Source organism: Micrococcus sp. iso_229, from assembly GCF_058072725.1.
This window is the reverse complement of sequence record NZ_CM176514.1, coordinates 1,420,749-1,446,622: the sequence shown is the minus strand read 5'-3', so window position 1 is coordinate 1,446,622 and position 25,874 is coordinate 1,420,749. Positions and strand designations below refer to the sequence as shown.

Sequence of the window (25,874 nt, the reverse complement as noted above, 5' to 3'; positions counted from 1 at the left end):
ATGACCACCCCGAGCGACCCCCCTGCTCCGCTGACCCCGGCCCAGCAGGACGCCGCCTTCCGGCCCTCCCACACCCCCGCCACGCCCTGGCCCGTCCTCGCGCAGGCGCTGGCCGAGGCGGGGATCGCGGCCCATGTCCACGGCGCGGCCCCGGCCGACGGCGTCACGGGGGTCAGCCTCGACTCGCGTGTCGTGCGCCCGGGCGACCTCTACGTCGCCGTTCCGGGCACGCACGCCCACGGTGCCGCGTTCGCGGCCACGGCGCTGCAGGCCGGCGCTGTCGGCGTCCTGACGGACGCGGCGGGCCGCGCGCTCCTGGCGGGGCAGGGCCTGGCCGACGCCCCGGTGCTCGAGGTCGACGCCGTGCGCACCGCCGCCGGCACCGTGGCGGCCCGCGTCTACGGCGGCGGGGGCGACGCCGGCCCGCGCCTGGTCGGCGTGACCGGCACCAACGGCAAGACCACCACGAGCTTCCTCGCCGCCGCCCTGCTCGAGGCCCTGGGGCGCCGGTCGGGCATCGTGGGCACGATCCTGATCCGCGCGGGGGAGCGGGAGGTACCCTCCACGCTCACCACGCCCGAGGCCACCCAGCTGCACGCCCTCATGGCGCTCATGCGCGAGGAGGAGGTGGACACCGCCGTCATGGAGGTCTCCTCCCACGCCGTGGCGTATCAGCGGATCGCCGGCCTGCGCTACGCGGTGGCCGGGTTCACCAACCTGACCCAGGACCACCTGGACATGCACGGCTCGATGCAGGAGTACTTCGCGGCCAAGGCCGGTCTGTTCGACCCCGCCCGCACCGACCACGCCGTCATCACGCTCGACGGCGGCGAGGGGCCCCGCTGGGGCGTCGCCATGGCCCGGGCCGCCGGCGCTCCCGTCACCACGCTCGCCCTCGGGCCGGCCGCGCCGACGCCGGGCGCCCTGGCCGAACACGACCCCGGCCTCCGGGCGGACTGGGAGGTCGCCGAGCTCGCGCCGGACGGCCTCGGCCACCGCTTCACGCTGCGCCACGCGGCCACGGGCCGGGAGCTGCGGGCCTCCGTCGGTCTGCCGGGCCGCTTCAACGTGGCCAACGCGGCCCTCGCGGTCCTGCTCGTGCTGCACGCCGTGGGGGAGGAGCACCTGGACGCGCTCGCCGCCGTCCTGGACGTGCCCGCGGGCGAGGGCCCTCTGGCCGCCGCCGTCCCGGGGCGGATGGAGGTCGTGGGCCGCGAGCCGGACGCCGTCGTCGACTTCGCGCACAACCCGGACGGCATGGTCCAGGCGCTGCGCTCCCTCGCCGACGCGCGGGCGGCGGCCGGGATGCGCGGCCGCACCCTGATCGTGTTCGGCTCCGCCGGCGACCGCGACCGTGACAAGCGGCCCGTGATGGGCGCGATCGCGGCCCGGGCGGCGGATGTGGTGATCGTCACCGACGACACCCCCCACTCGGAGGACCCGGCCCCGATCCGCGCCCACATCCTCGCCGGCGCCCGCGCCGAGGCCGACCGCATCGCGCGGGAGGAGGGCCGCCCGGTCGTGATCGAGGAGGTGGCCGACCGTGCCGCGGCCATCCGCCGCGCCGTGGAGCTGGCGGGGCCGCAGGACGGCATCCTCCTGGCCGGCCGCGGGCACGAGACCACGATGGACTACGACGGCGAGCTCGTCCCGCTGGACGACCGGGTGGCCCTGCGCGAGGCCCTGGCCGCCCGTGTCGCGGCAGCCTCCGCCTCAAGCTCCGGCCCAGTCCGCGAGGGTAAGGTCATCGAGTCATGATCGCTCTCACCGCAGCCCAGATCGCCGAGGCCGTGTCCGGCACGCTCTCGGCCACCCTCGACCCCGCCGCCGTGCTGGTGCACGTCACCCCCGACTCGCGGGAGGTCACCGCCGAGGGCACGCTCTACGTGGCGAAGCCGGGGGAGCGCGCCGACGGCCACGACTTCATCGACGCCGCGCTGGGCGCCGGCGCCGCCGCTGTGCTCGCCGAACGCGCCACGCACGCCCCCGACGGCGCCGCGCACCCGGCGATCATCGTGGAGGACGCCGTGCTCGCGATGGGCGCGCTCGCCCGGGAGGTCGTGCGCCGCGTCCGGGAGCACTCCCCGACCACCGTCATCGGCATCACCGGCTCGGCCGGCAAGACCACCACGAAGGACCTGCTCGCCGCCCTGCTGGCTACCCAGGGCCCCACCGTCGCACCCGTCGGCTCGTACAACGGCGAGGTCGGCGTGCCGCTCACGGTGTTCCGGGCGGAGCTGGACACGCGCTTCCTCGTGGTCGAGATGGGCGCGGACCACGTCGGCAACATCGCGTACCTCTGCGACATCGTGCGCCCGGACATCGGCGTCGTGCTCATGGTGGGCACCGCCCATGCGGGCAGCTTCGGCGGCGTGGCGAACATCGCGCGCACCAAGGGCGAGCTCGTGGAGGCCCTCGGCCCCGAGGGCGTCGCCGTCCTCAACCTCGACGACGAGCGTGTCGCCGGCATGGCGGCACGGACCGCCGCCCCGATCACCTGGTTCACCGCGGACGAGCGGGGCGTCGCCCGCGCGGCCGAGGACGTGGCCGCCGCCCTCGCGGCGGGACTCGTCGCCGCACGGGACGTGCGAGCCGACGACCAGGAGCGCCCCGTCTTCGACCTGCAGGTCGGGACGGATGAGGCCGCCGTGCGGCATCCGGTCGCCTCCGGACTGACCGGCCTGCACCACGTGCACAACGTGCTGGCCGCCGCCGCGGCCGCCCACGCCGCCGGCATGGACCCGGCCGAGATCGCCCGTGGTCTCGACGGGCTCGGGCCCGCCAGCCGCTTCCGGATGGAGCGCACCGACCGCGCAGACGGCGTCACGATCATCAACGACGCGTACAACGCCAACCCCGAGTCCATGCGCGCCGCGCTGCGGACGCTGGCCACCCTCGGCCGCTCCAGCGGCCGCCGCACCTGGGCCGTCCTGGGGGAGATGCTCGAGCTCGGCGATGCCCGTGTCCGTGAGCACACCCTCGTGGGCGAGTCCGTGGTGCGCCTGAACATCGCCCAGCTGCTGGTGGTGGGCGCCGGAGCCCGGCCGCTCTACATCGGCGCCCTCAACGAGGGCAGCTGGGGCGAGGAGGCGCACTTCGTCGACGACGCCGCGCAGGCCGAGGCGTTCCTCACCGAGCACCTCCGTCCCGGCGACCTCGTCCTCGTCAAGTCCTCCAACGGCGTCGGGCTCGCGGCCCTCGGCGAGCGCCTCGCCACGGCCGACGCCGTCGCCCCCTCCGCCTCCCCGAAGGAGTCCCGACCGTGATCGGACTGCTCATCGGCGGCGTGCTCGGCCTGGTCCTCTCGGCCGCCGGCACCCCGCTGTTCATCCGGTTCCTCGTCAAGCGCGGATACGGCCAGTTCGTCCGCGACGACGGCCCGACCACCCACAAGACCAAGCGCGGCACGCCCACGATGGGCGGCGCGGTCATCATCGGCTCCCTGGTGCTGGCGTACCTGATCACCCACGGGCTGCTCGCGGTGCTCGGCGTCGACTTCGGCGGGCCCACGGCCTCCGGCCTGATCCTCCTGCTGCTCACCGTGGGCATGGCCTTCGTCGGCTTCGTGGACGACTTCACGAAGATCACGAAGCAGCGCTCGCTCGGCCTGACGCCGCGCGGCAAGATCATCCTCCAGGCCCTGATCGGCACCGCCTTCGCCGTCCTCGCCCTGAACTTCCCGGACGAGCGGGGCCTGACCCCCGCCTCGACGGCGATCTCCTTCGCCCGGGACATCCCGTGGCTCGACCTGGCCTTCGCCGGACCCGCGATCGGCGTCATCCTGTTCGTGATCTGGTCGAACCTCATCACCACCGCCACCACGAACGCCGTGAACCTCACGGACGGCCTCGACGGGCTCGCCACGGGCGCCACCGCCATGATCACGGGCGCCTACGTCCTGATGTCGCTCTTCCAGTCGAGCCAGTCCTGCGCGCTCGAGGGCACCCGCGGCTGCTACGAGGTCCGCGACCCCATGGACCTCGCCCTGCTCGCGGCGATCCTCACGGGCAGCCTGCTGGGCTTCCTCTGGTGGAACACCTCTCCGGCCAAGATCTTCATGGGGGACACCGGCTCCCTGGGCCTGGGCGGCGCCCTGGCCGGCTTCGCGATCTTCACGCGCACCGAGATCCTGGTGGCCGTGCTGGCCGGCCTCATGGTCGCGATCACCCTCTCCGTCATCATCCAGGTGGGCTGGTTCAAGGTCTCCGGCGGCAAGCGCGTGTTCCTCATGGCGCCGCTGCAGCACCACTTCGAGCTCAAGGGCTGGGCCGAGGTGACCGTCGTGGTCCGCTTCTGGCTGCTGTCCCTGATGTGCGTCACCGTGGGGCTCGCGATCTTCTACGGCGACTGGCTCATCCGCCAGGGCGGCCTCGCGGGGGTGACCCCGTGACCGGCCCCGCGCACGCGCCGGTGCGCCGGCCCCGCGCCGACACCGCCCGCACCGCCGACCTCACGTGCTGGGACGCCCCGGGGTGGGCCGGCCTGCGCGTCGTCGTCACGGGTCTGGGCGTCACCGGCTTCTCCGTGGCCGACACCCTGGCCGAGCTGGGCGCCGCCGTCGTGGTGGTGGACGGCGACGACGGTCCCGAGAACCGGGCGCGCGCCGAGACCCTGCGGATCGTGGGGGTCCGCGAGGTCCTGCTCGACCGGGCGGCCACGCAGGCGCTGCCCGAGGTCGACGGCGCCGCCGCGGACCTCGTCGTGACCTCCCCGGGCTGGCGGCCGGACCAGCCGCTGCTGATGGCCGCCCACGCGGCGGGTCTGCCGATCTGGTCCGACGTCGAACTGGCCTGGCGGCTGCGCGAGCGCGCCGGCCGGAAGACCGCCGACTGGGTGTGCCTGACGGGCACGAACGGCAAGACGACGACCGTGACGATGGTCGAGGCCATCCTGCGGGCGGACGGCCGTCGGGCGGTGGCCTGCGGCAACGTCGGCACCCCCGTGCTCGACGCGATCCGCGACCCGGAGGGCTTCGACGTGCTCGCCCTCGAGCTCTCCAGCTTCCAGCTGCACTGGACGCACGGCCTGGCCCCGGCGTCGTCTGCGGTGCTGAACCTGGCTGAGGACCACGTGGACTGGCACGGCTCGATGGAGGAGTACGCCGCCGCCAAGGGCAAGGTGTACGCGAACACGCGGGTGGCCTGCGTGTTCAACGAGCAGGACCCGGTGACCCGCACCCTCGTGGAGCGCGCGGACGTCCAGGAGGGCTGCCGCGCGATCGGCTTCACCACGGACACCCCGGGCCTGTCCGACATCGGCGTCGTGGACGGGATCCTCGTGGACCGTGCGTTCCTGGACAACCGGCGCCACGAGGCGATCGCCCTGGCCGAGCGCGCCGACCTGGGCCCGGTGGCGCCGCGCCACACCGTGGCCAACGCGGCCGCCGCGGCGGCGCTGACCCGGGCCGTCGGGGTGAGCCCCGCGGCCGTGGCCGAGGGCCTGCGCTCCTATGACCGCGGGGAGCACCGCATCCAGCTCGTGGCCACCTCCCGCGACATCATGTGGGTCAACGACTCGAAGGCGACGAACCCGCACGCCGCGGACGCGTCGCTGGCGGCGTTCAGCTCCGTGGTGTGGCTGGCCGGCGGCCTGCCCAAGGGCGTGACCTATCACGAGCTGGTGGCCGCGCACGCCCACCGGCTCCGCGCGGTGGTGCTCCTGGGCAGGGACACCTCCGCCCTGCGCGCGGCCCTGGCCGCGCACGCCCCCGAGGTCCCCGTCCACGCCCCCCTCGCCGCGGCCGACGGCACCGGCCCCGCCGACGGCGCGGCCGTGATGGCCGAGGCGGTGCGCGTGGCCGACGGCCTGGCCCGCCCCGGCGACACCGTGCTCATGGCGCCCGCCGCGGCGTCGATGGATCAGTTCCGCTCCTACGCGGCCCGCGGCGACGCATTCATCGAGGCCGTCGCCGGGCTGATGCGCGAGCACGGCTGGGACGTGCCCGACGACGCCGCGCCCGGCGCCGACTGACCCGCCGCCCACCCGACCGTCTCGCTTCCCCCGTGAGGAGGGCCATGTCCCCGATCGAGCTCCGCCCGGTCCGCCCCCGCGCGGACGACGACGCCCCCGAGCGCCGGGAGCGGCTCCTGCGCCGGATGTGGCGGGTCCTCGAGGGCCGCCGCGCCCTCGACCTGTCGGTCCTGCTCATCAGCGGCTGCACCGCCCTGCTCACCGTGCTGGGCCTCGTCATGGTGCTCTCCTCCTCCTCCGTCGAGGCGATCGGCACCGGCGGCGGCTCGTACGCGCTGTTCCTGCGCCAGAGCGCCTGGGCGGTGGCGGGCGTGGCGGCCCTGCTCGTGTTCTCGCGCCTGCCGGTGCGCGTCCTCAAGGCGATGGCCTGGCCGGCGTTCGGCGTGGCCGTGATCCTGCTCGCGCTGGTCGCGTTCTCCCCGCTCGGCGTCACCGTGGGCGGCAATCGCAACTGGCTGGGCATCGGCGGGTTCCGGATGCAGCCCTCCGAGGCCGCCAAGCTCGCCCTGGCGCTGTGGGCGGCGGCGGTCCTGGAGCGCAAGCACCGCCTCGTCACCCAGGTGCGGCACGCGCTGATCCCGGTGCTGCCCGGCGGCCTGCTGCTGCTGGGCCTGGTGATGGCGGGCAGTGACCTCGGGACCGCGATCATCCTCGCGATCGTGCTGGCCACGGTGCTGTACGTGGCCGGCACCCACTGGGGGGTCTTCCTCACCTTCCTGGCGCTGAGCGTCCTGGGCATCCTGGCCCTGACCCTCCTCGCCCCGCACCGCATGGTCCGGGTGCAGGCCTGGATGGGGGACTGCTCCGACGCCACCGACCCCTGCTTCCAGCCGGCGCACGGGATGTACGCCCTGGCCTCGGGCGGCTGGTGGGGCGCGGGCCTCGGCCAGTCCCGCCAGAAGTGGAGCTACATCCCGGAGGCCGAGAACGACTTCATCTTCACCATCCTCGGCGAGGAGCTCGGGCTCGTGGGCACGCTGGTGGTGCTGCTGGCCTACCTCGGCCTGGCGATCGGCATCTACCGCGTCGCCGCCGGGACCACGTCCACGTTCATCCGCCTCTCCACGTGGGGGATCCTGGCCTGGCTGGTGGGCCAGGCGGCCGTCAACATCGCGATGGTCTCCGGGATCATCCCCGTGGTGGGCGTCCCGCTGCCCTTCATCTCCTATGGTGGTTCCGCGCTCACCCTGTCCTTGAGCGCGGTCGGCATCGTGCTGGCCTTCGCCCGCCACGAGCGCCGCCGTGCCGTCCAGCCGGACGCCCGCCCGCAGGCGGACGAGCCGGACACCGACCCCCTCCCCGTGATCCCCACCCCCGCCCTCCAGGAGCCCCGATGACGCAGACCTCTCATCCCTCCGGACCCCTGCGGGTGGTGCTGGCCGGCGGCGGCACCGCCGGCCACATCTCCCCGATGCTCGCGATCGCCCGCGCCCTGGAGGGCGACGGCGGCGGTCCCGTCGAGTGCACCATGGTCGGCACCGCCTCCGGCATGGAGACGCGTCTCGTCCCCGAGGCGGGCTACGAGCTCGACCTGATCGACCGGGTCCCGATGCCGCGCCGCCCGTCGATGGACGTCGTGCGCTTCCCGGCCCGCATGCGCGCCGCGGTCGCCACGGCGGCCCGGATCCTGCGGGACCGGCGCGCCGACGTCGTCGTGGGTGTGGGCGGCTACGTCGCCACGCCCGTGTACCTCGCCGCGTTCCGGGCCGGTGTGCCCGTGGTGGTCCACGAGGCCAACGCCCGCCCCGGCCTGGCCAACCGCATCGGCGCCCTGCGGGCCGCGCACGTCGGCACCGCCCTGCCGGACACCCGCCTCCGCGGCGCCCGCTGGGTGGGCATGCCGATGCGCCCCGAGATCTCCGGCCTGGACCGGGCGGCCGCCCGCCGTGCCGCCCGCGAGGCCCTCGGCCTCGACCCGGACCGGACCACCGTCGTGGTGACCGGCGGCAGCTCGGGTGCGCTGGCCGTGAACCGCACCGTGCGCGCCGCGCTGGGCGACCTCCTGGACGCCGGTCTGCAGGTGTTCCACCTGACCGGTCGGGACAAGGCCCTCACCGAGGACGACGGCAGCCTGCTGGTCCGGGACGGCTACGTCCAGCGGGAGTACCTGGCGGGCATGGAGCAGGCCTACGCCGCCGCCGACCTGATCGTCGCCCGCTCGGGCGCCGGCACGGTCTGCGAGGTGTCCGCGGTCGGCCTGCCCGCCGTCTACGTCCCCCTGCCCATCGGCAACGGCGAGCAGGCGCTCAACGCCCGCCCCGTGGTGGAGGCGGAGGGCGCGCTGCTCGTCCGCGACGACGCCTTCGGGCGCGCGTGGGTGCAGCGTCAGCTGATCCCGCTGGCGACCGACCCCGAGCGTCTCGCGCGCATGGGGGAGGCGGCCGCCCGCTTCGGCGTCCGGGACGCGGACGTCACCATGGCCGGCCTCGTGCGCTCGGCCGCCCAGGAAGGAGCCCGGCGATGAGCCGAGACGAGAGCACCCGTCCCGCGGCCGAGGGCCGCTTCGCCGACCTGGGCCGCGTGCACCTGCTGGGGATCGGCGGCGTCGGCGTGTCGGGGGTCGCCCGCATCCTCCAGGAGCAGGGCGTCGCGGTGTCCGGCTCCGACGCGAAGGACCTGCCCGTGATGCGCGAGCTCGCCGCAGGCGGCGCCCGGATCACGGTCGGCTACGACGCCGCGCACCTCGGCCGGGACGTCACCACGGTGATCGCCTCCTCGATCGCCGGGCCGGGCAACCCGGAGCACGATGCCGCCGTGGCGCGCGGACTGCGCGTGCTGCACCGTTCCGAGGGCCTCGCCCTGGCCATGCGCGGCCACCGGGTGCTGGCCGTCGCCGGCACGCACGGGAAGACCACCACGTCCTCCATGGCCGCCATGGCCTTCTCCGACGCCGGCTGGGACCCCACGTTCGCCGTCGGCGCCGCCGTCGCCGGGCTCGGCACCAACGCCCGGGCGGGCCGGGGCGAGTGGTTCATCGCGGAGGCCGACGAGTCCGACGGCACCCTGGTGAACTACCCGAGCACGATCGGGATCGTCACCACCGTGGAGGCCGACCACCTGGACCACTACGGGACTGAGGAGGCGGTGCACCAGGTCTTCCGGGACTTCGCGGGCGGGCTGCCGGCCGCCGCCCAGGGCGGGGTCCTCGTGGCCTGCCTCGACGACGCCGGCGCGGCGGACCTGGCCGCGTGGGCCCGGGACCACGCGGCCGCCGACGTCGTGACCTACGGCACGGCGACCCGCGACGGCGTGACGCCGGACCTGCTGGTCACCGACCTCGCGGTGGAGCCGGGCGAGACCGGAGTGGGCCAGCGCGCCACGTTCCGGATGGCGGACGGACCGGAGCGCACCCTGCACCTGCAGGTGCCCGGCCGGCACAACGCGCTGAACGCCGCCGCCGTGGTCCTGGCCGCCGTCCGGGCGGGTATGGCCTTCGAGGCCGCCGTGCGGGGCGTCGAGGCCTTCCGGGGTACGGCCCGCCGATTCGAGTTCCGTGGCGCCGCGCGCGGTGTGCGGGTCTTCGACGACTACGCGCACCATCCCACGGAGGTGGCCGCCGCGGTCTCCGCCGGCCGTGCCGTGGCCGGCGACGCCCGCGTGCACGTCCTGTTCCAGCCCCACCTGTTCTCCCGCACCCGGGACTTCGCCGCCGAGTTCGCCGCCGCCCTCTCCGGGGCGGACGCGGTGCGCGTGCTGCCCGTGTACGCGGCCCGGGAGGAGCCGATGCCCGGCGTCGACTCGTCCCTCATCGCCTCCCGCCTCACGACGGGCGCCGCCGAGGACCGTGTCGTCGCCGAGGACCGCGCCGAGGCGGTGCGCTCGGTCGCGGCCGGCGCCGAGACCGGCGACGTCGTCCTGACGATGGGCGCGGGGGACGTGACCGCCCTGGGTCCGGACCTGCTGGCCGAGCTCGGCCGGGACGCGGCGCCCGGCGTCGCCCACCCGTGAGGCGCGGCCGCGGGACGCCGCCGGTCGCTCCGGCCGGGGCCGACGCCTCCACTGTGGTCCGATTCCCGGGCCGCACCGCGCGCCGGCGCCGCGCCACGCGCTGGGGTGTGGCGGCCGCGGTGCTCGCGGTGCTGACCGTCCTGGGCTGGGTCGTGTTCTTCTCGCCCGTGCTCGCGGTGGACCGCGTCGAGGTCACCGGCACCCGCCATGTCTCCGCCACCGACGTCCAGGAGCGCCTGGAGCCCGTGTACGGCGTGCCGCTGTCCCGCGTCGGCGCCGGCCGTGTGGGCGAGCTGGTCGGTGGTCTGCCCGGAGTGGCCGAGGTCCAGACCGTGCCCCGCCTGCCCACCGGCCTGGAGGTCGCGGTCCGGGAGCACGAGGCGCGGGCCCGGCGGGACGGCGACAACGGCGTGCAGCTGCTGCTCGCGGACGGCACCGTCCTGACGGGAGTGCCGGAGGAACGGCTCGAGGGCGAGGACCTCCCCGCGTTCTCGGAGGAGCTGCCGCAGCGGGCGCAGGAGGAGCGCGCCGAGGTGGCCGAGGTGCTGGCCGCCCTGCCGGAGTCCGTAGCGGATCGTGTCGAGACGGCCGACTCCCGGGGCCCGGGCCAGGTCCGTCTGGCGCTTGAGGGCGGGGTGACCCTGGTCTGGGGCGACGCGCAGGACGCCGGCCTCAAGGGGTCCGTGGCCGAGGCGTTCCTGGCGGACGAGCGGCACGGGTCCGCGGAGGGTGGCGTCGCCGAGATCGACGTCTCCGTGCCCACGCGGCCGATCACGCGCTGAACCGGGGCCACAGGAGTCTCCAGTAGAACGTGAAGGTGAAGGCCGGGGCGCGGGGCCTCGCGCGAGTCCGGGTGACATCACCGCGGCGGCTGGTCCTTCGAGTCTCACGTGAAGGTTGATGCGGAGGCCGTCTTTTCCGCGTGGACACGCCGTTTTCTTTTGCACGTGACGCGGGCCTCCCAGTACGGTGGACCCGAACGCGCGCGAGGCTCGCTTCACGCTGTGCTTGAAGGTGTCCACCCCGGGTGGCCGCCGATCACCGGGGCGTTGTGCCTCGCGCTGACCTCTCGAGATCTCGAACAAAGGGAACCAACACCGTGGCTGCACCCCAGAACTACCTGGCCGTCATCAAGGTCGTCGGCATCGGCGGCGGCGGCGTGAACGCCGTGAACCGCATGATCGAGGTGGGGCTCCGCGGCGTGGAGTTCATCGCCATCAACACGGACGCCCAGGCGCTGCTGATGTCGGACGCGGACGTGAAGCTGGACGTGGGCCGCGAGCTCACCCGTGGACTCGGCGCGGGCGCGAACCCCGAGGTGGGCCGCCAGGCCGCCGAGGACCACGCGGAGGAGATCGAGGAGGTCCTGCGGGGCGCGGACATGGTGTTCGTGACCGCGGGCGAGGGCGGCGGCACCGGCACCGGCGGGGCGCCCGTCGTGGCCCGCATCGCGCGCTCGCTCGGCGCCCTGACCATCGGCGTCGTGACCCGTCCGTTCACGTTCGAGGGCCGCCGTCGCGCCGGCTCCGCCGAGGCGGGCATCGACGCCCTGCGGGACGAGGTCGACACCCTCATCGTGATCCCGAACGACCGCCTGCTGTCCATCTCGGACCGCAACGTCTCGGTCATGGACGCCTTCCGTCAGGCGGACCAGGTGCTCCTCTCCGGCGTGCAGGGCATCACCGACCTGATCACCACCCCGGGCCTGATCAACCTCGACTTCGCGGACGTGAAGTCCGTGATGCAGGGCGCGGGCTCCGCGCTCATGGGCATCGGCCACGCGCAGGGCGAGGACCGCGCCGTCAAGGCGGCCGAGCTGGCGATCGCCTCGCCGCTGCTCGAGGCCTCCATCGACGGCGCGTACGGCGTGCTGCTCTCCATCCAGGGCGGCTCCGACCTCGGCCTCTTCGAGATCAACGAGGCCGCGCGCCTCGTCCAGGAGGTCGCCCACCCGGAGGCCAACATCATCTTCGGCGCGGTCATCGACGACGCCCTCGGCGACGAGGTGCGCGTGACCGTGATCGCCGCGGGCTTCGACAAGGTGGACGTCACCTCCGCCCCGGCCGCCCCGCAGGCCGTGCAGCAGCAGGCGGCCCCGCAGCGGGCCGCGGCCCCCACGCAGCCGCAGCCCGTCCCCGCCCAGCCGCAGCCCGCCCCGGCCCAGCCGCAGCAGGCCGAGCGCCCCGCCGTGCGCGGCACCGTGCCGCTGGCCCCGCAGGAGCAGCAGCCGCGCCGCCAGCAGGACCTGCCCACCGTGGTGGAGCCGGACCTCGGCGCCGGGTCCTCGGACCTGGACGTCCCGGACTTCCTCAAGTGACGGCCGCGGAGGGGCCGGCCGGGACCGCACGGGTCCCCGCCGGCCCCTTCGTGCACCGCGAGACCGTCCGCACCGCGACGGGCGCCGTGCACGTGGCCTGGACGTCCGTGGCCGCCGGCAATCTCGCGCTGCACGTGGTCCCGCCGGACGAGGCCGAGGGGCTCGCTCGCGTCAGCGCCGCCCGTCGCGCCCTGGAGCGCGTGATGGGGGTTCCCGAGGACGCCACGCTCTATCTGGACCAGGTGCACTCGGCCGACGTCGTGTGGGCAGACGGACCCGGGCGCGGCGGTGCCCCGGCCCCCGTGGCCGACGCCGCCGTGAGCCGCGACGGGTCCCGGCCGCTGGCCGTCATGGTGGCCGACTGCCTCCCCGTGGTCTTCGTCGACGAGACGACCGGCTCGACCGCCGTGGCCCACGCCGGGCGGCGCGGGCTGCTGGACGGCGTCCTGGAGGCGACCGTCGATCGTCTGCTCTCCCTGCGCCCGGAGACCGACCGGACCGGTCCCGGCCTGCGCGCCTGGATCGGTCCCGGCGTGTGCGGCCGCTGCTACGAGGTGCCCGCCGCCATGCGTGCCGAGGCCGCCGCCCGCCTCCCGGCGACCGCGGCCACCACGTCCTGGGGCACCCCCGCCCTCGACCTGTCCGCCGGCGCCGCACAGGTCCTCCGCGCCCGCGGGGTGACCGCCGCGACGATCGACGTGTGCACGCGAGAGGACGAACGCCTGTTCTCGCACCGCCGGGCGCCCGGTGAGGGCCGGTTCGCCGGCCTCGTCTGGCGCACCGACCCCGACGCCACCACCCCGAGAGGAGAGGCATGACCGCCCCCGCCACCGCCGGGCCGACCCCGACGTACCCCCGCGCCCGGGAGATCGCCGACGCGCTCGCCGCGGTGCGCGCCCGCATCGCCGACGCCGCGCGGGACGCCGGGCGCGCGGCGGAGCCCGCGCTCGTCGTCGTGACCAAGACCCACCCCGCCGACGACGTCGTGCGCCTCGCCGCGCTCGGTGTGACCGACGTGGGGGAGAACCGCGACCAGGAGGCCCGGCCCAAGGCCGAGGCCGTCGCCGCGGCCCTGGGGGCGGACGCCCCGCGCTGGCACTTCGTGGGCCAGCTGCAGACCAACAAGGCCAAGTACGTGGTGCGCTACGCGTCCGTGGTGGAGTCGGTGGACCGACCCGAACTGGCCGAGGCGCTCTCGCGAGCGCTCCTGCTGCGGCGCGAGCGCGAGCCCGAGGCCGCGATCCCCGACCTGGAGTGCCTCGTGCAGGTGGACGTCGACGACCGCGCCGACGAGGACCGTCCCGAGGGGATCGGCCCGCGCGGCGGCGCCCGTCCCGAGGACGTCCCCGCCCTCGCGGACGTCATCGCAGGCCTGCCGGGCCTGCGGCTGGGCGGGCTGATGTGCGTGGCGCCGCGCGGCCTGGACCCGGAGGACGCGTTCCGCCGCCTCGCCGCGCTCGGCGCGGGCCTGCGGCAGACGCATCCGGAGGCCACCGCACTGTCCATGGGGATGAGCGCGGACCTCGAGGCGGCCGTGCGCGCCGGGGCGACACAGGTGCGCATCGGCTCCGACGTTCTGGGGGCCCGGGACGCGGTGGGCTAACGTTGACCCCGCGCGTCCCGGCGGGACGCGACAGGACCGCGCGGACGCACGCGCACCGACGACGAACGACGGCGGCCCCCGGGGCCGGAGGACGTGGTGAAGGAAGACTCATGGCTGGCGCCCTGAAGAAGACGATGATCTACCTCGGCCTGGCCGACGGCGACGAGTACGACGAGCAGCCGCGTGCCGCCGAGCGGGAGACCGCGCCCCGACACGAGGTCGTCGAGGCGCGCCGCCCCGCGGAGCCGGACACCGACCCCCACATGGAGGCCGTCCGCCCGGCTGCGGTCCGCGACCCCGAGCCGGCCGAGCGGCCGGAGCCCGTGACCCCGTCCGGCTCCACCGCGGCCGATCCCGTCGAACCCCGGCGTCCGGCGCGTCCCGAGCCGGTCGACCCGGGCTACCGGGCCCCGGTGACCCCCATCAAGCGAGCCGCAGCGTCGTCTGCCGAAGGAGCCTCCGTGCACACCCTGTCCACCGTCCACCCCCGCTCCTACAACGACGCGAAGGCGATCGGCGAGTCCTTCCGCTCCGGCGTCCCCGTGATCATGAACGTCACCGACCTCGGTGAGAACGAGGCCAAGCGCCTCGTGGACTTCGCGGCCGGCCTCGTCTTCGGCCTGCACGGCTCGATCTCCCGCATCACCAGCAAGGTGTTCCTGCTGACCCCGGCCACCGTGGACGTCGTCGGCGCCGAGCAGGGCGAGTCCGGGGAGGCCGACTCCCCGTTCGACGGCGACTGAGGCGCCCATGCAGCTGCTCCTCGCCCTCGCCTACATCGCCCTGACGGTGGTGCTCGCGGCGCTGACCGTGCGGATCGTCCTGGACGTCACCCAGTCGTTCGCCCGCCACTGGCGCCCCACCGGGGCGGCCCTCGTGCTGGCCAGCGGCGTGTACGGGGCCACCGATCCGTTGCTGCGCCCCGTGCGTCGTGCCGTGCCGCCGGTGAACCTGGGCGGCATCGGCCTGGACGTGGCCTTCCTCATCGTGTTCCTCGGCGTCGTCCTGCTGCGGGTCCTGGTGGTGAGCCTGGCCGGCGTGGCCTGACCCGCGGCCCGGGGCGGCTGTCGGCCCCGGTGGTAGTCTTCGCGGCAGGGTCGGTGCCGCCCCTCACCGGCGCGCCGACCGCCGACGCGCCGGGCCTCCCGGCCGTCCCCGAGCACCGAGCAGAGAGCGAGACGGTTCCATGGCGCTGTCCTGGGAAGACGTGGTCAACAAGCAGTTCCAGCCCACGAAGTTCCGCGAGGGCTACGACCAGACCGAGGTGGATGACTTCCTCGACGAGATCGTGGCGGAGTTCAAGCGCCTGATCGCCCTCAACGAGCAGCTCGAGTCCGAGAACGCGGAGCTGCGCGCCGGCGGCGCCGCCTCGGCCGCCGCCCCCGCTGCGGACACCCCGGAGGCCGCCGCGACACCGGCCTCCGTCGAGGAGGCGGCCCCGGCCGCCGCCCCCGAGTCCGCCGACGCGGCCGCGACCTCCGCCGCCGGCGTCCTGGCCATGGCCCAGCGGCTGCACGACGAGCACGTCGCCGCAGGCGAGCAGCGCAGCACCGAGCTCGTCGCCGAGGCCGAGGCCACCGCGGCCCGGCTCGTCAGCGACGCCGAGGAGCAGAAGGCCCGCACCCTCGAGGCCCTGGCCGAGGAGAAGGCCGGCCTGGAGGGCGAGGTCGAACAGCTGCGCAGCTTCGAGACCGACTACCGCAGCCGCCTCACCTCCTACATCGAGGGCCAGCTGCGCGAGATCCGCGCCCAGAAGCGCGTCGAGCCCCCCACGCCCACGGCGTGAGCCGAGCCGTCGACGCCGCGTCGGCCCCGCGATCCCCTCGCGCGGGCCGGCGAGCCGTGCTCACCGCCCTCATCGTGGCGGTGCTGGCCTACGCCCTCGACCAGCTGACCAAGTACGCGGTCGAGAGCACGATGCAGCTGGGGGACTCCGTCGCGGTGATCCCCGGGGTGCTGCGCTGGCACTACATCCTGAACCCGGGCGCGGCCTTCTCCATCGGCGAGGACCACACCTGGGTGTTCACCGTCATCCAAGCCGCGGTGGCGGTGGCCGCCCTCGTCGGGATCGCCCGCGTGCGCTCGATGCCGTGGGCCCTGGCGCTGGGCGGGCTCGCCGGTGGCGTGCTCGGCAACCTCACGGACCGGCTGTTCCGGCCCCCGGCGTTCGGGCGCGGCCACGTGGTCGACATGATCTCCGTGCCGCACTTCGCGATCTTCAACGTGGCGGACTCGTTCATCGTCTGCTCCGTCATCGGCGTCGCCCTGCTCGTGATGACCGGCCGCCGCCTGGACGGCACACGGGAGGCGTGAGGACATGGGCATGAGACCGGGACTGACCGAGCGGCTCGAGGTCACCGAGGCCGAGGCGGGCCGGCGGGTCGACGCGGTGCTCGCCGACGCGTTCGGCGTCTCCCGCTCGCTGCTGGCGGACTGGTTCTCCCGGGGCCTGGTGCGGGCCGAGTCGCGCTCCGGCCGCCGGGACCGCGTCCTGGCCAAGTCCGCGAAGGCCGTAGCGGGGGAGACCCTCGCCGTCGACGTCCCCGACGACCCCGACCCCCTGGAAGTGAGGGCAGAGCGCGTGGACGCGCTGAGCATCCTGTACGAGGACGAGGACCTGGTGGCCGTGGACAAGCCCACCGGCGTGGCCGCGCACCCCTCGCCGGGCTGGGTCGGGCCCACCGTGGTGGGCGCCCTGGCCGCCCTCGGCCGCGACATCTCCACCTCGGGCGCCCCCGAGCGGCAGGGGATCGTGCACCGGCTCGACGTCGGCACCACCGGGGTCATGGTCGTGGCCAAGACCGAGCGCGCCTACACCGCCATGAAGGACCAGTTCCGCGAGCGCGTGCCGGAGAAGGTCTACCACGCCGTGGTCCAGGGCATCCCGGATCCGCTGAGCGGCACCGTGGACGCGCCCATCGGGCGGCATCCCGGCCACCACTGGAAGTTCGCGGTGCTCGACGACGGCCGGCCGTCCGTGACCCACTACGAGACGCTCGAGGTGTTCGGCCGGGCCACCCTGCTCGAGGTCCACCTGGAGACCGGGCGCACCCACCAGATCCGCGTGCACACCTCGGCGCTGCGCCACCCGTGCGTCGGCGACCTCACGTACGGGGCGGATCCGCGCATGGCGGCCGAGCTCGGGCTGACGCGCCAGTGGCTGCACGCCCACCGGCTGGCGTTCCCACACCCGGTCACGGGGGAGCCGGTGACGATCACCTCCCCGTATCCGGACGACCTCGCCCACGCCCTGGCGGCGCTGCGCGGCGACGCGGACTGAGCCGGCACCGTCGACGTGACCCCCGTCCCGGTCCGGCCCCGCCGCCCGGGCATCACGAGTAGGCTGGTCCGGCCCCGCCGTCCTCCCCGTCGAAAGGCCCACCCCGCATGACCGTGTCCGCCGACGCCCGCGCCGACGCCGTGAAGGACGGCGGCTTCGTCCACCTGCACACGCACACCGAGTACTCCATGCTCGACGGCGCCGCGAAGCTGGACGACCTGTTCGCCGAGGCCCAGCGGCTGGGCATGGACTCGCTGGCCATCACGGACCACGGCTACCTCTTCGGCGCCTACGACTTCTGGTCCAAGGCGAAGGCGGCGGGCGTCAAGCCGATCATCGGGCTCGAGGCCTACGTGGCCCCCGGGCATCAGCACCGCACGGACAAGGAGAAGACCCGCTGGGGCGAGCCCCACCAGCGGGGGGACGACGTGTCCGGCGGCGGTGCCTACACGCACATGACGCTGCTGAGCGAGACCACCGAGGGGATGCACAACCTGTTCCGGATGGGCTCGATCGCCTCGCTGGACTCGGTGTACGCCAAGTGGCCGCGGCTGGACCGGGAGCTGCTGAGCCAGTACTCGAAGGGCCTGATCGCCACCACGGGCTGCCCCTCCGGCGAGGTGCAGACGCGCCTGCGCCTGGGCCAGTACCGGGAGGCGATGCAGGCGGCCTCGGACTTCCGGGACATCTTCGGCAAGGACAACTACTACTGCGAGATCATGCACCACGGCCTCGACATCGAGCGCCGGGTGATGACGGACCTGCGCCGGCTCGCCAAGGACCTGGGCCTGCCGTTCGTGGCCACGAACGACCTGCACTACACCCACGAGCACGACGCCAAGGCGCACGAGGCGCTGCTGGCCCTGCAGTCGGGCTCGAAGCTCAACGAGCCCAGCTACGACCAGGGCGGCTCCCGCTTCGCGTTCTCCGGCACCGAGTACTACCTGAAGTCCCCGCGGCAGATGCGCGAGCTGTTCGCGGAGCTGCCCGAGGCCTGCGACAACACGCTGCTCATCGCCGAGCGGTGCGAGGTCGAGTTCGACACGAAGGCCAACTACATGCCGGTCTTCCCCACGCCGGAGGGCGAGGACGAGACCAGCTGGCTCATCAAGGAGGTCGCCTCCGGTCTGGCCTACCGCTACCCGGACGGCGTGCCGGACCACGTGCGCAAACAGGCGGACTACGAGCTGGACGTCATCATCTCGATGGGCTTCCCCGGGTACTTCCTCGTCGTGGCCGACTTCATCAACTGGGCCAAGGAGAACGGCATCCGGGTGGGCCCGGGCCGCGGCTCGGGCGCCGGATCGATGGTGGCGTACGCGCTGCGCATCACGGACCTGGACCCGCTCAAGCACGGGCTGATCTTCGAGCGGTTCCTCAACCCGGACCGCGTGTCCATGCCCGACTTCGACGTCGACTTCGACGACCGCCGTCGCTCCGAGGTGATCGACTACGTCACCCGCAAGTACGGCGACGAGCGCGTCACCATGATCGTCACGTACGGGACCATCAAGACCAAGCAGGCCCTGAAGGACTCGGCCCGCGTGATGGACCAGCCCTTCTCGATGGGCGAGTCCCTCACCAAGGCGCTGCCGCCGGCGGTGATGGCCAAGGACATCCCGCTCAAGGACATCGAGGACCCCGCGGCCCCGCGCTACGGGGAGGCCGCGCCCTTCCGCGAGCTGATCGCGACGGACCCGGTGGCGAAGGAGGTCTTCGAGACCGCCAAGGGCCTCGAGGGCCTGAAGCGGCAGTGGGGCGTGCACGCGGCCGGCGTGATCATGTCCTCGGCGCCGGTGATCGACGTCATCCCGATCATGCGCCGCCTCCAGGACGGCCAGGTCATCACCCAGTTCGACTACCCGATGGCGGAGTCCCTGGGCCTGATCAAGATGGACTTCCTGGGGCTGCGCAACCTCACGATCATCTCGGACGCGCTCGAGAACGTGAAGGCGAACCAGGGCGTGGACCTGGACCTGGAGACCCTCGACGTGGACGACCCGGCGGCCTACGAGCTGCTGGCCCGCGGCGACACCCTCGGCGTGTTCCAGCTCGACGGCGGCCCCATGCGGTCGCTGCTGAAGATGATGCGCCCGGACAACTTCGAGGACATCTCGGCGACCATCGCCCTGTACCGCCCCGGCCCCATGGGCGCGAACTCGCACACCAACTACGCGCTGCGCAAGAACGGGCAGCAGGAGATCACCCCGATCCACCCCGAGCTGGAGGAGCCGCTGCGGGAGATCCTGGACACCACCTACGGCCTGATCGTGTATCAGGAGCAGGTCATGGCGATCGCCCAGAAGGTGGCGGGCTACTCGCTCGGCCAGGCCGACATCCTGCGCCGCGCGATGGGCAAGAAGAAGAAGTCGGAGCTGGACAAGCAGTACGAGGCGTTCCACCAGGGCATGCTGGACCGCGGCTACTCGGAGGCCGCGGTGAAGGCCCTGTGGGACATCCTGCTGCCCTTCTCGGACTACGCGTTCAACAAGGCGCACTCGGCCGCCTACGGCCTGGTCTCTTACTGGACGGCCTACCTCAAGGCGCACTACCCGGCGGAGTACATGGCCGCGCTGCTCACCTCGGTGGGCGACGACAAGGACAAGCTGGCCATGTACCTCAACGAGTGCCGCCACATGGGCATCACCGTGCTGCCCCCGGACGTGAACGAGTCCCACCTGACCTTCACCCCCGTCGGCCGGGACATCCGCTTCGGCATGGGCGCCGTCCGCAACGTGGGCGCCAACGTGGTCAAGGGCATGGTCCAGGGGCGCGAGGACGGGGGCTCGTACACGGGCTTCGGCGACTTCCTGGCGAAGGTGCCGCTCGTGGTGTGCAACAAGCGCACCATCGAGTCCATGATCAAGGCCGGCGCCTTCGACTCCCTCGGCTACGCCCGCCGCGCCCTGCTGGCCGTGCACGAGGAGGCCGTGGACGCCACCGTGGCGCAGAAGCGCAAGGAGGACCACGGCGAGTTCACCTTCGACCTGTTCGCGCTCGGCGGCAACGACGAGGACGACTCCGACGCCGCGGACGGCGTCGCCGTCCCGGACCTGCCGGAGTGGGCCAAGAAGGAGAAGCTCGCGTTCGAGCGCGAGATGCTGGGCCTGTATGTGTCCGACCATCCGCTGCAGGGCCTCGACGGCGTCCTGGCCCAGCACGCCGACGTCCAGATCACCCGCGTCCTCGACGACGACGGGCCCGCGGACGGCGCGATCGTCACCATCGCGGGCCTGATCACCACGCTCGAGCGCCGCATCGCCAAGTCCTCGGGCAACGCGTACGCGCGCTGCGAGATCGAGGACCTCGGCGGCTCGATGGACGTCATGTTCTTCGGCCAGGTGTACGCGCCCATTGCGATGATGCTGGCCGAGGACCTCGTCGTCGCCGTCAAGGGCAGGGTGCAGCGCCGCGACGACGGGTCGGTGTCCCTGTCCGCGATGGAGCTGACCATCCCGGAGCTCTCGGACGGCCCCGGCGGCCCCGTGCGGATCACGCTGCCCGCGTTCAAGGCCACGGAGCAGGTCATGGGCCAGCTGGCGGACGTGCTGCGCACCCACGAGGGCTCCTCGGAGGTGCGGCTGTCCCTGGTGGGCCAGCGTGCCACGCAGGAGTTCCAGCTGGGCCCGCAGTTCCGGGTGAGCCCGAACCCGGCGCTGTTCGGCGACCTCAAGATCCTGCTGGGTCCGGCCTGCCTCGGCTGAGCGGACGTAGCATGGGAGTGCCCCGCCCAGGAGGAGAGAGCTGATGCACTGCCCGTTCTGCCGCCATGAGGACTCGCGCGTGGTCGACTCGCGCTCCCTCGACGACGGCTCCGCCATCCGCCGGCGTCGGCAGTGTCAGGCCTGCGGCAAGCGGTTCACCACCATGGAGACCACCGCCCTGACCGTCGTCAAGCGCTCCGGGGTGGCGGAGCCGTTCGACCGCTCCAAGGTGATCAACGGCGTCCGGAAGGCGTGCCAGGGACGGCCGGTGACGAGCGACGACCTGGCCATGCTCGCCCAGGAGGTCGAGGAGACGGTCCGTGCCACGGGCAACGCCGAGGTGGACGCCCACGACGTCGGCCTGGCCATCCTCGATCCGCTGCGCCGTCTCGACCAGGTGGCCTTCCTGCGCTTCGCCTCCGTCTACCGGGACTTCGAGTCCCTCGACGACTTCGAGGAGGCCATCGCGGAGCTCCGGGCCGGTGACGGGGACGACCGCGGCCGTCCCGCCGTGCAGCCGCGGCTGTTCACCCGCTGACCCGGGCCGATGCGACGGCGCCGCCGGGATCGACGGTGCAGTGGTGCGCACGGCCTCCAGGCGCTACAGTGATCCCCGGGCCGACCTCAGTCGGCCCGGCAAGACCGCCGAGGGCGGTTCCGGAGGGGAAGCCGGAACCGCCCTCGGTGTCTGCGCCCTCAGTTGCCGTCGGCGAGCGAGCCGTGCGCGGCCAGGGCGGCGCCCACGATGCCCGCGTTGTTCTGCAGCTGGGCCGGGACGATCGGGGTGCGCAGGCGCAGCAGCGGCAGGTAGTCGTCCGGCCGCTTGGAGATGCCGCCGCCGACGATGAACAGGTCGGGCGAGAAGATCCGCTCCACGTGGGAGAAGAAGCGCTGCAGTCGCTCGGCGTACTCGGCCCAGCTGAGCTGATCGCGCTCCCGGGCCTTCGCGGAGGCCCGCGACTCGGCCATCACGCCGTCGAGCTCCAGGGAGCCGACCTCGAAGTTCGGGACGAGCACGCCGTCGTGGATCATCGCGCCGCCGATGCCGGTGCCGAGGGTGATCACGTGCACCAGGCCGCGCACGCCCCGCCCGGCCCCGTAGCGGGCCTCCGCGAGGCCGGCCGCGTCGGCGTCGTTGACCACGGTCACGGGGCGGCGCAGGTGCTCCTCGAACGTGCCGCGCAGGTCCGTGCCGATCCACGAGTGGTCGATGTTGTTCGCGGACAGGCACACCCCGTCCTTGACGATCGAGGGGAAGCACACGCCCAGCGGGGCGGAGGGCTTCGGCGCCTTCTCGCGCCCGTCGAGCTCGGCGGTGATGGCCGCCAGGGTCGCCGCCACGGGCTCGGGCATGGCCGGCTGCGGCGTGGGGATGCGGAAGCGGTCCCCGCGCAGGGTGCCCGCCTTCGGCCCCGACCCGAGGCGGACCAGGCCGCCCTTCATGCCGGTCCCGCCGACGTCGATGCCGATCGTCGTGGGGTATTTGGAGGAGCGCTGGGCGGTGCTGGTGTGCGTCGTCACGGCCCCCAGCTTAGTGCCGGGTCACGGCAGCGTGAGAATCTCCGCGCCGTCGTCTGTGACCACGAGCGTGTGCTCGAACTGCGCGGTGCGACGGCGGTCGCGGGTCACCACGGTCCAGCCGTCGTCCCACTGGTCCCAGTCGATCGTGCCGAGGGTGAGCATCGGCTCGATGGTGAACACCATGCCGGGCACGAGCAGCCGGTCGTGGGCCGGGGCGGCGTCGTAGTGGGGGATCACGAGGCCGGAGTGGAAGTCCACGCCCACGCCGTGGCCGATGAAGTCGCGCACCACGCCGTAGCCGAAGCGCTTGGCGTAGGACTCGATGGCGCGGCCGATCACGTTGACCTGACGGCCGGGCTTCACGGCGCGGATGCCGCGGCGCAGGGCCTCCTCGGTGCGCTCGACGAGCAGCCGGGACTCCTCGTCCACGTCGCCGACCAGGTAGGTGCGGTTGTGGTCCCCGTGGACGCCGTCCAGGTACGCGGTGATGTCCAGGTTGACGATGTCCCCGTCCTCCAGGACGGTGCCGTCCGGGATGCCGTGGCAGATGACCTCGTTGATCGAGGTGCAGATGGACCGCGGGAAGCCGCGGTAGCCCAGGCAGGACGGGTAGGCGCCGCGCTCCACGAGGAAGGCGTGCGCGATCCGGTCCAGCTCGTCCGTGGTGACGCCCGGGCGGATGTGGGCGGCGGTGTGCTCCATGGCCTGCGCGGCCAGGCGGCCGGCGGCGCGGATCCGCTCGACGCCGGCGGCGTCGTAGACGTCCGAGGCGTTGCCCTCGTCCGGGGTGGCCTTGCCGACGTACTCGGGGCGCGGGATCGCGGCCGGCACGGGCGGGGCGGGGGACGGGGCCCCGGGCGTCAGAGTGCCGACGGGGGCGAGCGACCCGGGCTCCGGCACGGCGGGGCCCGCGGGGCGGGGACCGTTGTGGCTGGACGGGGCGGCGGGGTTCTGACGCTGGGACATGTCCTCCAGCCTATCGGCCCGGCTACTGTGGCCCCCATGACCGAGACGAGCGAGTTCTGGTACAACGTCAACACGCATCAGGTGGAGGTGGGCGCCCAGTCGGACTGGTCCCAGCTGCTGGGCCCGTTCGGCACCCGTGAGGAGGCCCAGGCCGCGATGGACCGCGTGCGGGCGAACAACGAGGCCGCCGACGCCGAGGACGAGCGCGACGACGACTGGGACAGCCGCCCCGTCGACGACGCCTCCTGACCACGGCGCCGAACGACACCGGGCCCCCGTCCCTCAGGACGGGGGCCCGGTCGTCTCACGGGGCGGGTTCAGCCCTCGAAGCCGTGCTCCGGGGCCGGGAACGCGCCGTCGAGCACGTCCGCGCGATAGGCCCGGACCGCCTCGCCCACGACCTCGTGCAGGCGGGCGTACTGACGGACGAACCGGGGCACCCGTCCCGCGCGCAGGCCGAGCATGTCCTGCCACACGAGCACCTGGCCCGTGGTGCCCGGGCCCGCGCCGATGCCCACGGTGGGCACCCGCAGCGCGGCGTCGACGGCGGCGGCGACGTCCGAGGGGACCATCTCCATCAGCACGGCGAACGCCCCTGCGGCCTCGAGGGCCCGGGCCGACGCCGTCATCCGCTCGGCCGCCCCCGCGCCGCGGCCCTGCACCCGGTAGCCGCCGAGCACGTGCTCGGACTGGGGGGTGAAGCCGATGTGGGCCATGACCGCGACGCCGGCGGCCGTCATCGCGGCCACGTGCTCGGCGAAGCGCTCGTCGCCCTCCACCTTGACGGCGTGCGCGCCGGACTCCTTCACGAGGCGGACGGCCGACTCGACGGCCTGCCGCGGGGAGGCCTCGTAGGAGCCGAAGGGCAGGTCCGCGACCACGAGGGCACGCTGGGCACCGCGCACCACGGCCTGGGTGAACAGGATCATCTGGTCCAGGGTGACCGGCAGGGTGGTGGGGTGGCCCAGCACGGTGTTGCCCACCGAGTCGCCCACGAGCAGCACCTCGACGCCGGCCTCGTCGAACAGGGCCGCCGTCATCGCGTCGTAGGTGGTGAGCATCGCGAAGCGCCGGCCCTCGTCCTTGGCCCGCTGCAGGTGAACCGTCCGGTACCGGGACGGGGCGGGCGGACCGTAGGGGGCGGCGACGTCGTCGTTCTTCCGGGAGGAGTCGGGAGCGGACATGGCCCGGAGTCTACGCGGCGCGTCTAGAGTGGCCGCATGGATCGACAGCAGGACTACGTGCTCCGCACCATCGAGGACCGGGACGTGAGGTTCGTGCGCCTGTGGTTCACGGACGTCGTCGGGACGCTGAAGTCGGTGGCGCTGTCCCCGGCCGAGGTGGAGAACGCGTTCACCGAGGGGCTGGGCTTCGACGGCTCCTCGATCGACGGCTACACCCGCATCTCCGAGTCGGACATGCTGCTGCAGCCGGACCCGGCCACCTTCCAGATCCTGCCCTGGCGCGGAGACCGCGGGCAGAGCTCGCGCATGTTCTGCGACGTCCTCACCCCGGACGGGCGCCCCGCCCCGGCCGACCCGCGCCACGTGCTGCGCCGCGTGCTGGAGAAGGCCTCGGACATGGGCTTCTCCTGCTTCATGCACCCGGAGATCGAGTTCTACCTGCTCGAGAGCGACCAGCCCGGCCCCGACGGCCGGCCCGTGCCGGTGGACCGCGCCGGCTACTTCGACAACGTGCCCGGCTCCGACGCCGCCGACTTCCGCCGCGACGCCGTGACGCTGCTGGAGAGCATGGGCATCTCCGTGGAGTTCAGCCACCACGAGAACGGCCCGGGCCAGAACGAGATCGACCTGCGCGCCGCCGACGCGCTGACCACCGCGGACAACGTGATGACGTTCCGCACTGTGGTCAAGGAGGTGGCCGCAGCCCAGGGCACCTACGCCACCTTCATGCCCAAGCCGTTCTCCGAGCACCCCGGCTCGGGCATGCACACCCACATCTCCCTCTTCGAGGGCGACTCCAACGCCTTCTACGACCCCGCGGACGAGTTCCGGCTCTCCGTGACGGGCCGCCGGTTCATCGCGGGCCTGCTGCGCCACTCCGTGGAGATCAGCGCCGTCACCCACCAGTTCGTGAACTCCTACAAGCGCCTGTGGGGCGGCGGCGAGGCGCCCTCGTACGTCTCCTGGGGCCACAACAACCGTTCCGCGCTCGTGCGCGTGCCCCTGTACAAGCCGGACAAGGCCGGCTCCGCCCGCATCGAGTACCGCGGCATCGACGCCTCGGCCAACCCGTACCTGGCCTACGCGCTGCTGCTGGCCGCCGGCCTGAAGGGCATCGAGGAGGGCTACGAGCTGCCCGAGTCCGCCGCCGAGGACGTCAGCGCGCTCACCACCCACGAGCGCCGGGTCCTCGGCCACGACCCGCTGCCCGGCACCCTGCACGACGCCCTGCGCGCCGCCGAGGAGTCCGAGTTCGTCGCCTCCGTTCTGGGCGAGCACGTCTTCGACGCCCTGCTGCGCAACAAGCGCCAGGAGTGGGACGACTACCGGGTGGAGGTCACGCCGTACGAGCTGCGGCGCTACCTCTCCGGCCTCTGAGGCG

23 protein-coding genes are annotated in these 25,874 nt (G+C 73.7%); 20 read left to right on the top strand and 3 right to left on the bottom strand.

The window, feature by feature from the left end; all coding sequences use genetic code 11:
- The 18 genes from AC3RKA_RS06670 (at nt 1) to nrdR (ending at nt 21,360) form a co-directional block, all read left to right on the top strand.
- Nucleotides 1–1,758 (top strand): Mur ligase family protein, encoded by a 1,758-nt coding sequence (locus tag AC3RKA_RS06670; RefSeq protein ID WP_489727022.1) that lies wholly within the window; start codon nt 1–3, stop codon nt 1,756–1,758.
- A complete protein-coding gene (locus AC3RKA_RS06665) occupies nt 1,755–3,266 on the top strand; it encodes a UDP-N-acetylmuramoyl-tripeptide--D-alanyl-D-alanine ligase (RefSeq protein WP_489727021.1) in 1,512 nt (503 codons plus the stop codon). The genes AC3RKA_RS06670 and AC3RKA_RS06665 overlap by 4 nt, the downstream gene beginning before the upstream one ends.
- A complete protein-coding gene (gene mraY / locus AC3RKA_RS06660; protein ID WP_200968973.1) occupies nt 3,263–4,390 on the top strand; it encodes a phospho-N-acetylmuramoyl-pentapeptide-transferase in 1,128 nt (375 codons plus the stop codon). The genes AC3RKA_RS06665 and mraY overlap by 4 nt, the downstream gene beginning before the upstream one ends.
- Nucleotides 4,387–5,970, top strand: a complete 1,584-nt coding sequence (gene murD / locus AC3RKA_RS06655; protein ID WP_002854567.1) for a UDP-N-acetylmuramoyl-L-alanine--D-glutamate ligase — start codon at nt 4,387–4,389, stop codon at nt 5,968–5,970. The genes mraY and murD overlap by 4 nt, the downstream gene beginning before the upstream one ends.
- A 44-nt stretch (nt 5,971–6,014) precedes the next feature.
- On the top strand, nt 6,015–7,307 hold the full coding sequence (gene ftsW / locus AC3RKA_RS06650) for a putative lipid II flippase FtsW (protein WP_002854566.1): 1,293 nt from the start codon (nt 6,015–6,017) through the stop codon (nt 7,305–7,307).
- Nucleotides 7,304–8,434, top strand: coding sequence for an undecaprenyldiphospho-muramoylpentapeptide beta-N-acetylglucosaminyltransferase (murG, locus tag AC3RKA_RS06645; RefSeq protein ID WP_036314165.1), 1,131 nt, complete (start codon nt 7,304–7,306; stop codon nt 8,432–8,434). The genes ftsW and murG overlap by 4 nt, the downstream gene beginning before the upstream one ends.
- On the top strand, nt 8,431–9,918 hold the full coding sequence (murC, locus tag AC3RKA_RS06640; RefSeq protein WP_002854564.1) for a UDP-N-acetylmuramate--L-alanine ligase: 1,488 nt from the start codon (nt 8,431–8,433) through the stop codon (nt 9,916–9,918). Before murG ends, murC begins: the two co-directional genes overlap by 4 nt.
- Before the next feature lie 53 nt (nt 9,919–9,971).
- Nucleotides 9,972–10,700: a cell division protein FtsQ/DivIB gene (locus AC3RKA_RS06635; protein ID WP_464466429.1), complete on the top strand. Its 729-nt coding sequence runs from the start codon at nt 9,972–9,974 to the stop codon at nt 10,698–10,700.
- Between the two features lie 317 nt (nt 10,701–11,017).
- Nucleotides 11,018–12,235, top strand: a complete 1,218-nt coding sequence (gene ftsZ / locus AC3RKA_RS06630) for a cell division protein FtsZ (protein ID WP_060774656.1) — start codon at nt 11,018–11,020, stop codon at nt 12,233–12,235.
- Nucleotides 12,232–13,053 carry a purine nucleoside phosphorylase YfiH/LACC1 family protein gene (locus AC3RKA_RS06625; protein ID WP_049158963.1) on the top strand — a complete coding sequence of 274 codons (822 nt, stop codon included), beginning with the start codon at nt 12,232–12,234 and terminating at the stop codon, nt 13,051–13,053. Before ftsZ ends, AC3RKA_RS06625 begins: the two co-directional genes overlap by 4 nt.
- Entirely contained in the window at nt 13,050–13,838 is a 789-nt protein-coding gene (locus tag AC3RKA_RS06620) for a YggS family pyridoxal phosphate-dependent enzyme (protein ID WP_049158961.1), read from the top strand. The genes AC3RKA_RS06625 and AC3RKA_RS06620 overlap by 4 nt, the downstream gene beginning before the upstream one ends.
- A 110-nt stretch (nt 13,839–13,948) precedes the next feature.
- On the top strand, nt 13,949–14,581 hold the full coding sequence (locus AC3RKA_RS06615; RefSeq protein WP_060774653.1) for a cell division protein SepF: 633 nt from the start codon (nt 13,949–13,951) through the stop codon (nt 14,579–14,581).
- Nucleotides 14,582–14,588: 7 nt separating this feature from the next.
- On the top strand, nt 14,589–14,885 hold the full coding sequence (locus AC3RKA_RS06610) for a YggT family protein (protein ID WP_002855852.1): 297 nt from the start codon (nt 14,589–14,591) through the stop codon (nt 14,883–14,885).
- 139 nt (nt 14,886–15,024) lie between these two features.
- The gene (locus AC3RKA_RS06605) at nt 15,025–15,624 is read left to right on the top strand and encodes a DivIVA domain-containing protein (RefSeq protein ID WP_489727020.1); all 600 of its coding nucleotides are present in this window, start codon (nt 15,025–15,027) and stop codon (nt 15,622–15,624) included.
- 56 nt (nt 15,625–15,680) lie between these two features.
- Entirely contained in the window at nt 15,681–16,151 is a 471-nt protein-coding gene (gene lspA / locus AC3RKA_RS06600) for a signal peptidase II (RefSeq protein WP_206480882.1), read from the top strand.
- Between the two features lie 4 nt (nt 16,152–16,155).
- On the top strand, nt 16,156–17,118 hold the full coding sequence (locus AC3RKA_RS06595; protein WP_206480856.1) for an RluA family pseudouridine synthase: 963 nt from the start codon (nt 16,156–16,158) through the stop codon (nt 17,116–17,118).
- A 107-nt stretch (nt 17,119–17,225) separates the two neighbouring features.
- Entirely contained in the window at nt 17,226–20,822 is a 3,597-nt protein-coding gene (gene dnaE, locus AC3RKA_RS06590) for a DNA polymerase III subunit alpha (protein WP_489727019.1), read from the top strand.
- 43 nt (nt 20,823–20,865) lie between these two features.
- Entirely contained in the window at nt 20,866–21,360 is a 495-nt protein-coding gene (gene nrdR / locus AC3RKA_RS06585) for a transcriptional regulator NrdR (protein ID WP_002855838.1), read from the top strand.
- A gap of 158 nt (nt 21,361–21,518) precedes the next feature.
- Here nrdR and ppgK read toward each other — a convergent pair whose 3' ends face one another.
- The gene (ppgK, locus tag AC3RKA_RS06580) at nt 21,519–22,343 is read right to left on the bottom strand and encodes a polyphosphate--glucose phosphotransferase (RefSeq protein WP_049146942.1); all 825 of its coding nucleotides are present in this window, start codon (nt 22,341–22,343) and stop codon (nt 21,519–21,521) included.
- 21 nt (nt 22,344–22,364) lie between these two features.
- Nucleotides 22,365–23,309, bottom strand: coding sequence for a type I methionyl aminopeptidase (gene map, locus AC3RKA_RS06575; RefSeq protein WP_489727018.1), 945 nt, complete (start codon nt 23,307–23,309; stop codon nt 22,365–22,367).
- A gap of 36 nt (nt 23,310–23,345) precedes the next feature.
- Here map and AC3RKA_RS06570 point away from each other — a divergent pair, with 36 nt between their 5' ends.
- Nucleotides 23,346–23,558: an SPOR domain-containing protein gene (locus tag AC3RKA_RS06570; protein WP_010078516.1), complete on the top strand. Its 213-nt coding sequence runs from the start codon at nt 23,346–23,348 to the stop codon at nt 23,556–23,558.
- A 68-nt stretch (nt 23,559–23,626) separates the two neighbouring features.
- Here the strand turns inward: AC3RKA_RS06570 and panB are convergent, their stop codons facing one another.
- Complete coding sequence (panB, locus tag AC3RKA_RS06565) at nt 23,627–24,493, bottom strand: 3-methyl-2-oxobutanoate hydroxymethyltransferase (protein WP_144823932.1); 867 nt, start codon at nt 24,491–24,493, stop codon at nt 23,627–23,629.
- Between the two features lie 36 nt (nt 24,494–24,529).
- On the opposite strand from panB, the gene glnA reads away from it, so the two are divergent.
- Nucleotides 24,530–25,870 carry a type I glutamate--ammonia ligase gene (glnA, locus tag AC3RKA_RS06560; protein WP_144823933.1) on the top strand — a complete coding sequence of 447 codons (1,341 nt, stop codon included), beginning with the start codon at nt 24,530–24,532 and terminating at the stop codon, nt 25,868–25,870.
- Nucleotides 25,871–25,874: the final 4 nt, after the last annotated feature.

Bases quoted from the DNA above. Each gene is read 5' to 3' on its own strand.
- AC3RKA_RS06670 (WP_489727022.1), top strand. From the start codon at position 1: ATGACCACCCCGAGCGACCCCCCTGCTCCGCTGACCCCGGCCCAGCAG.
- AC3RKA_RS06665 (WP_489727021.1), top strand. From the start codon at position 1,755: ATGATCGCTCTCACCGCAGCCCAGATCGCCGAGGCCGTGTCCGGCACG.
- ftsW (WP_002854566.1), top strand. From the start codon at position 6,015: ATGTCCCCGATCGAGCTCCGCCCGGTCCGCCCCCGCGCGGACGACGAC.
- murG (WP_036314165.1), top strand. From the start codon at position 7,304: ATGACGCAGACCTCTCATCCCTCCGGACCCCTGCGGGTGGTGCTGGCC.
- murC (WP_002854564.1), top strand. From the start codon at position 8,431: ATGAGCCGAGACGAGAGCACCCGTCCCGCGGCCGAGGGCCGCTTCGCC.
- AC3RKA_RS06620 (WP_049158961.1), top strand. From the start codon at position 13,050: ATGACCGCCCCCGCCACCGCCGGGCCGACCCCGACGTACCCCCGCGCC.
- AC3RKA_RS06615 (WP_060774653.1), top strand. From the start codon at position 13,949: ATGGCTGGCGCCCTGAAGAAGACGATGATCTACCTCGGCCTGGCCGAC.
- AC3RKA_RS06610 (WP_002855852.1), top strand. From the start codon at position 14,589: ATGCAGCTGCTCCTCGCCCTCGCCTACATCGCCCTGACGGTGGTGCTC.
- AC3RKA_RS06605 (WP_489727020.1), top strand. From the start codon at position 15,025: ATGGCGCTGTCCTGGGAAGACGTGGTCAACAAGCAGTTCCAGCCCACG.
- AC3RKA_RS06595 (WP_206480856.1), top strand. From the start codon at position 16,156: ATGGGCATGAGACCGGGACTGACCGAGCGGCTCGAGGTCACCGAGGCC.
- dnaE (WP_489727019.1), top strand. From the start codon at position 17,226: ATGACCGTGTCCGCCGACGCCCGCGCCGACGCCGTGAAGGACGGCGGC.
- nrdR (WP_002855838.1), top strand. From the start codon at position 20,866: ATGCACTGCCCGTTCTGCCGCCATGAGGACTCGCGCGTGGTCGACTCG.
- map (WP_489727018.1), bottom strand. From the start codon at position 23,309: ATGTCCCAGCGTCAGAACCCCGCCGCCCCGTCCAGCCACAACGGTCCC.
- AC3RKA_RS06570 (WP_010078516.1), top strand. From the start codon at position 23,346: ATGACCGAGACGAGCGAGTTCTGGTACAACGTCAACACGCATCAGGTG.
- panB (WP_144823932.1), bottom strand. From the start codon at position 24,493: ATGTCCGCTCCCGACTCCTCCCGGAAGAACGACGACGTCGCCGCCCCC.
- glnA (WP_144823933.1), top strand. From the start codon at position 24,530: ATGGATCGACAGCAGGACTACGTGCTCCGCACCATCGAGGACCGGGAC.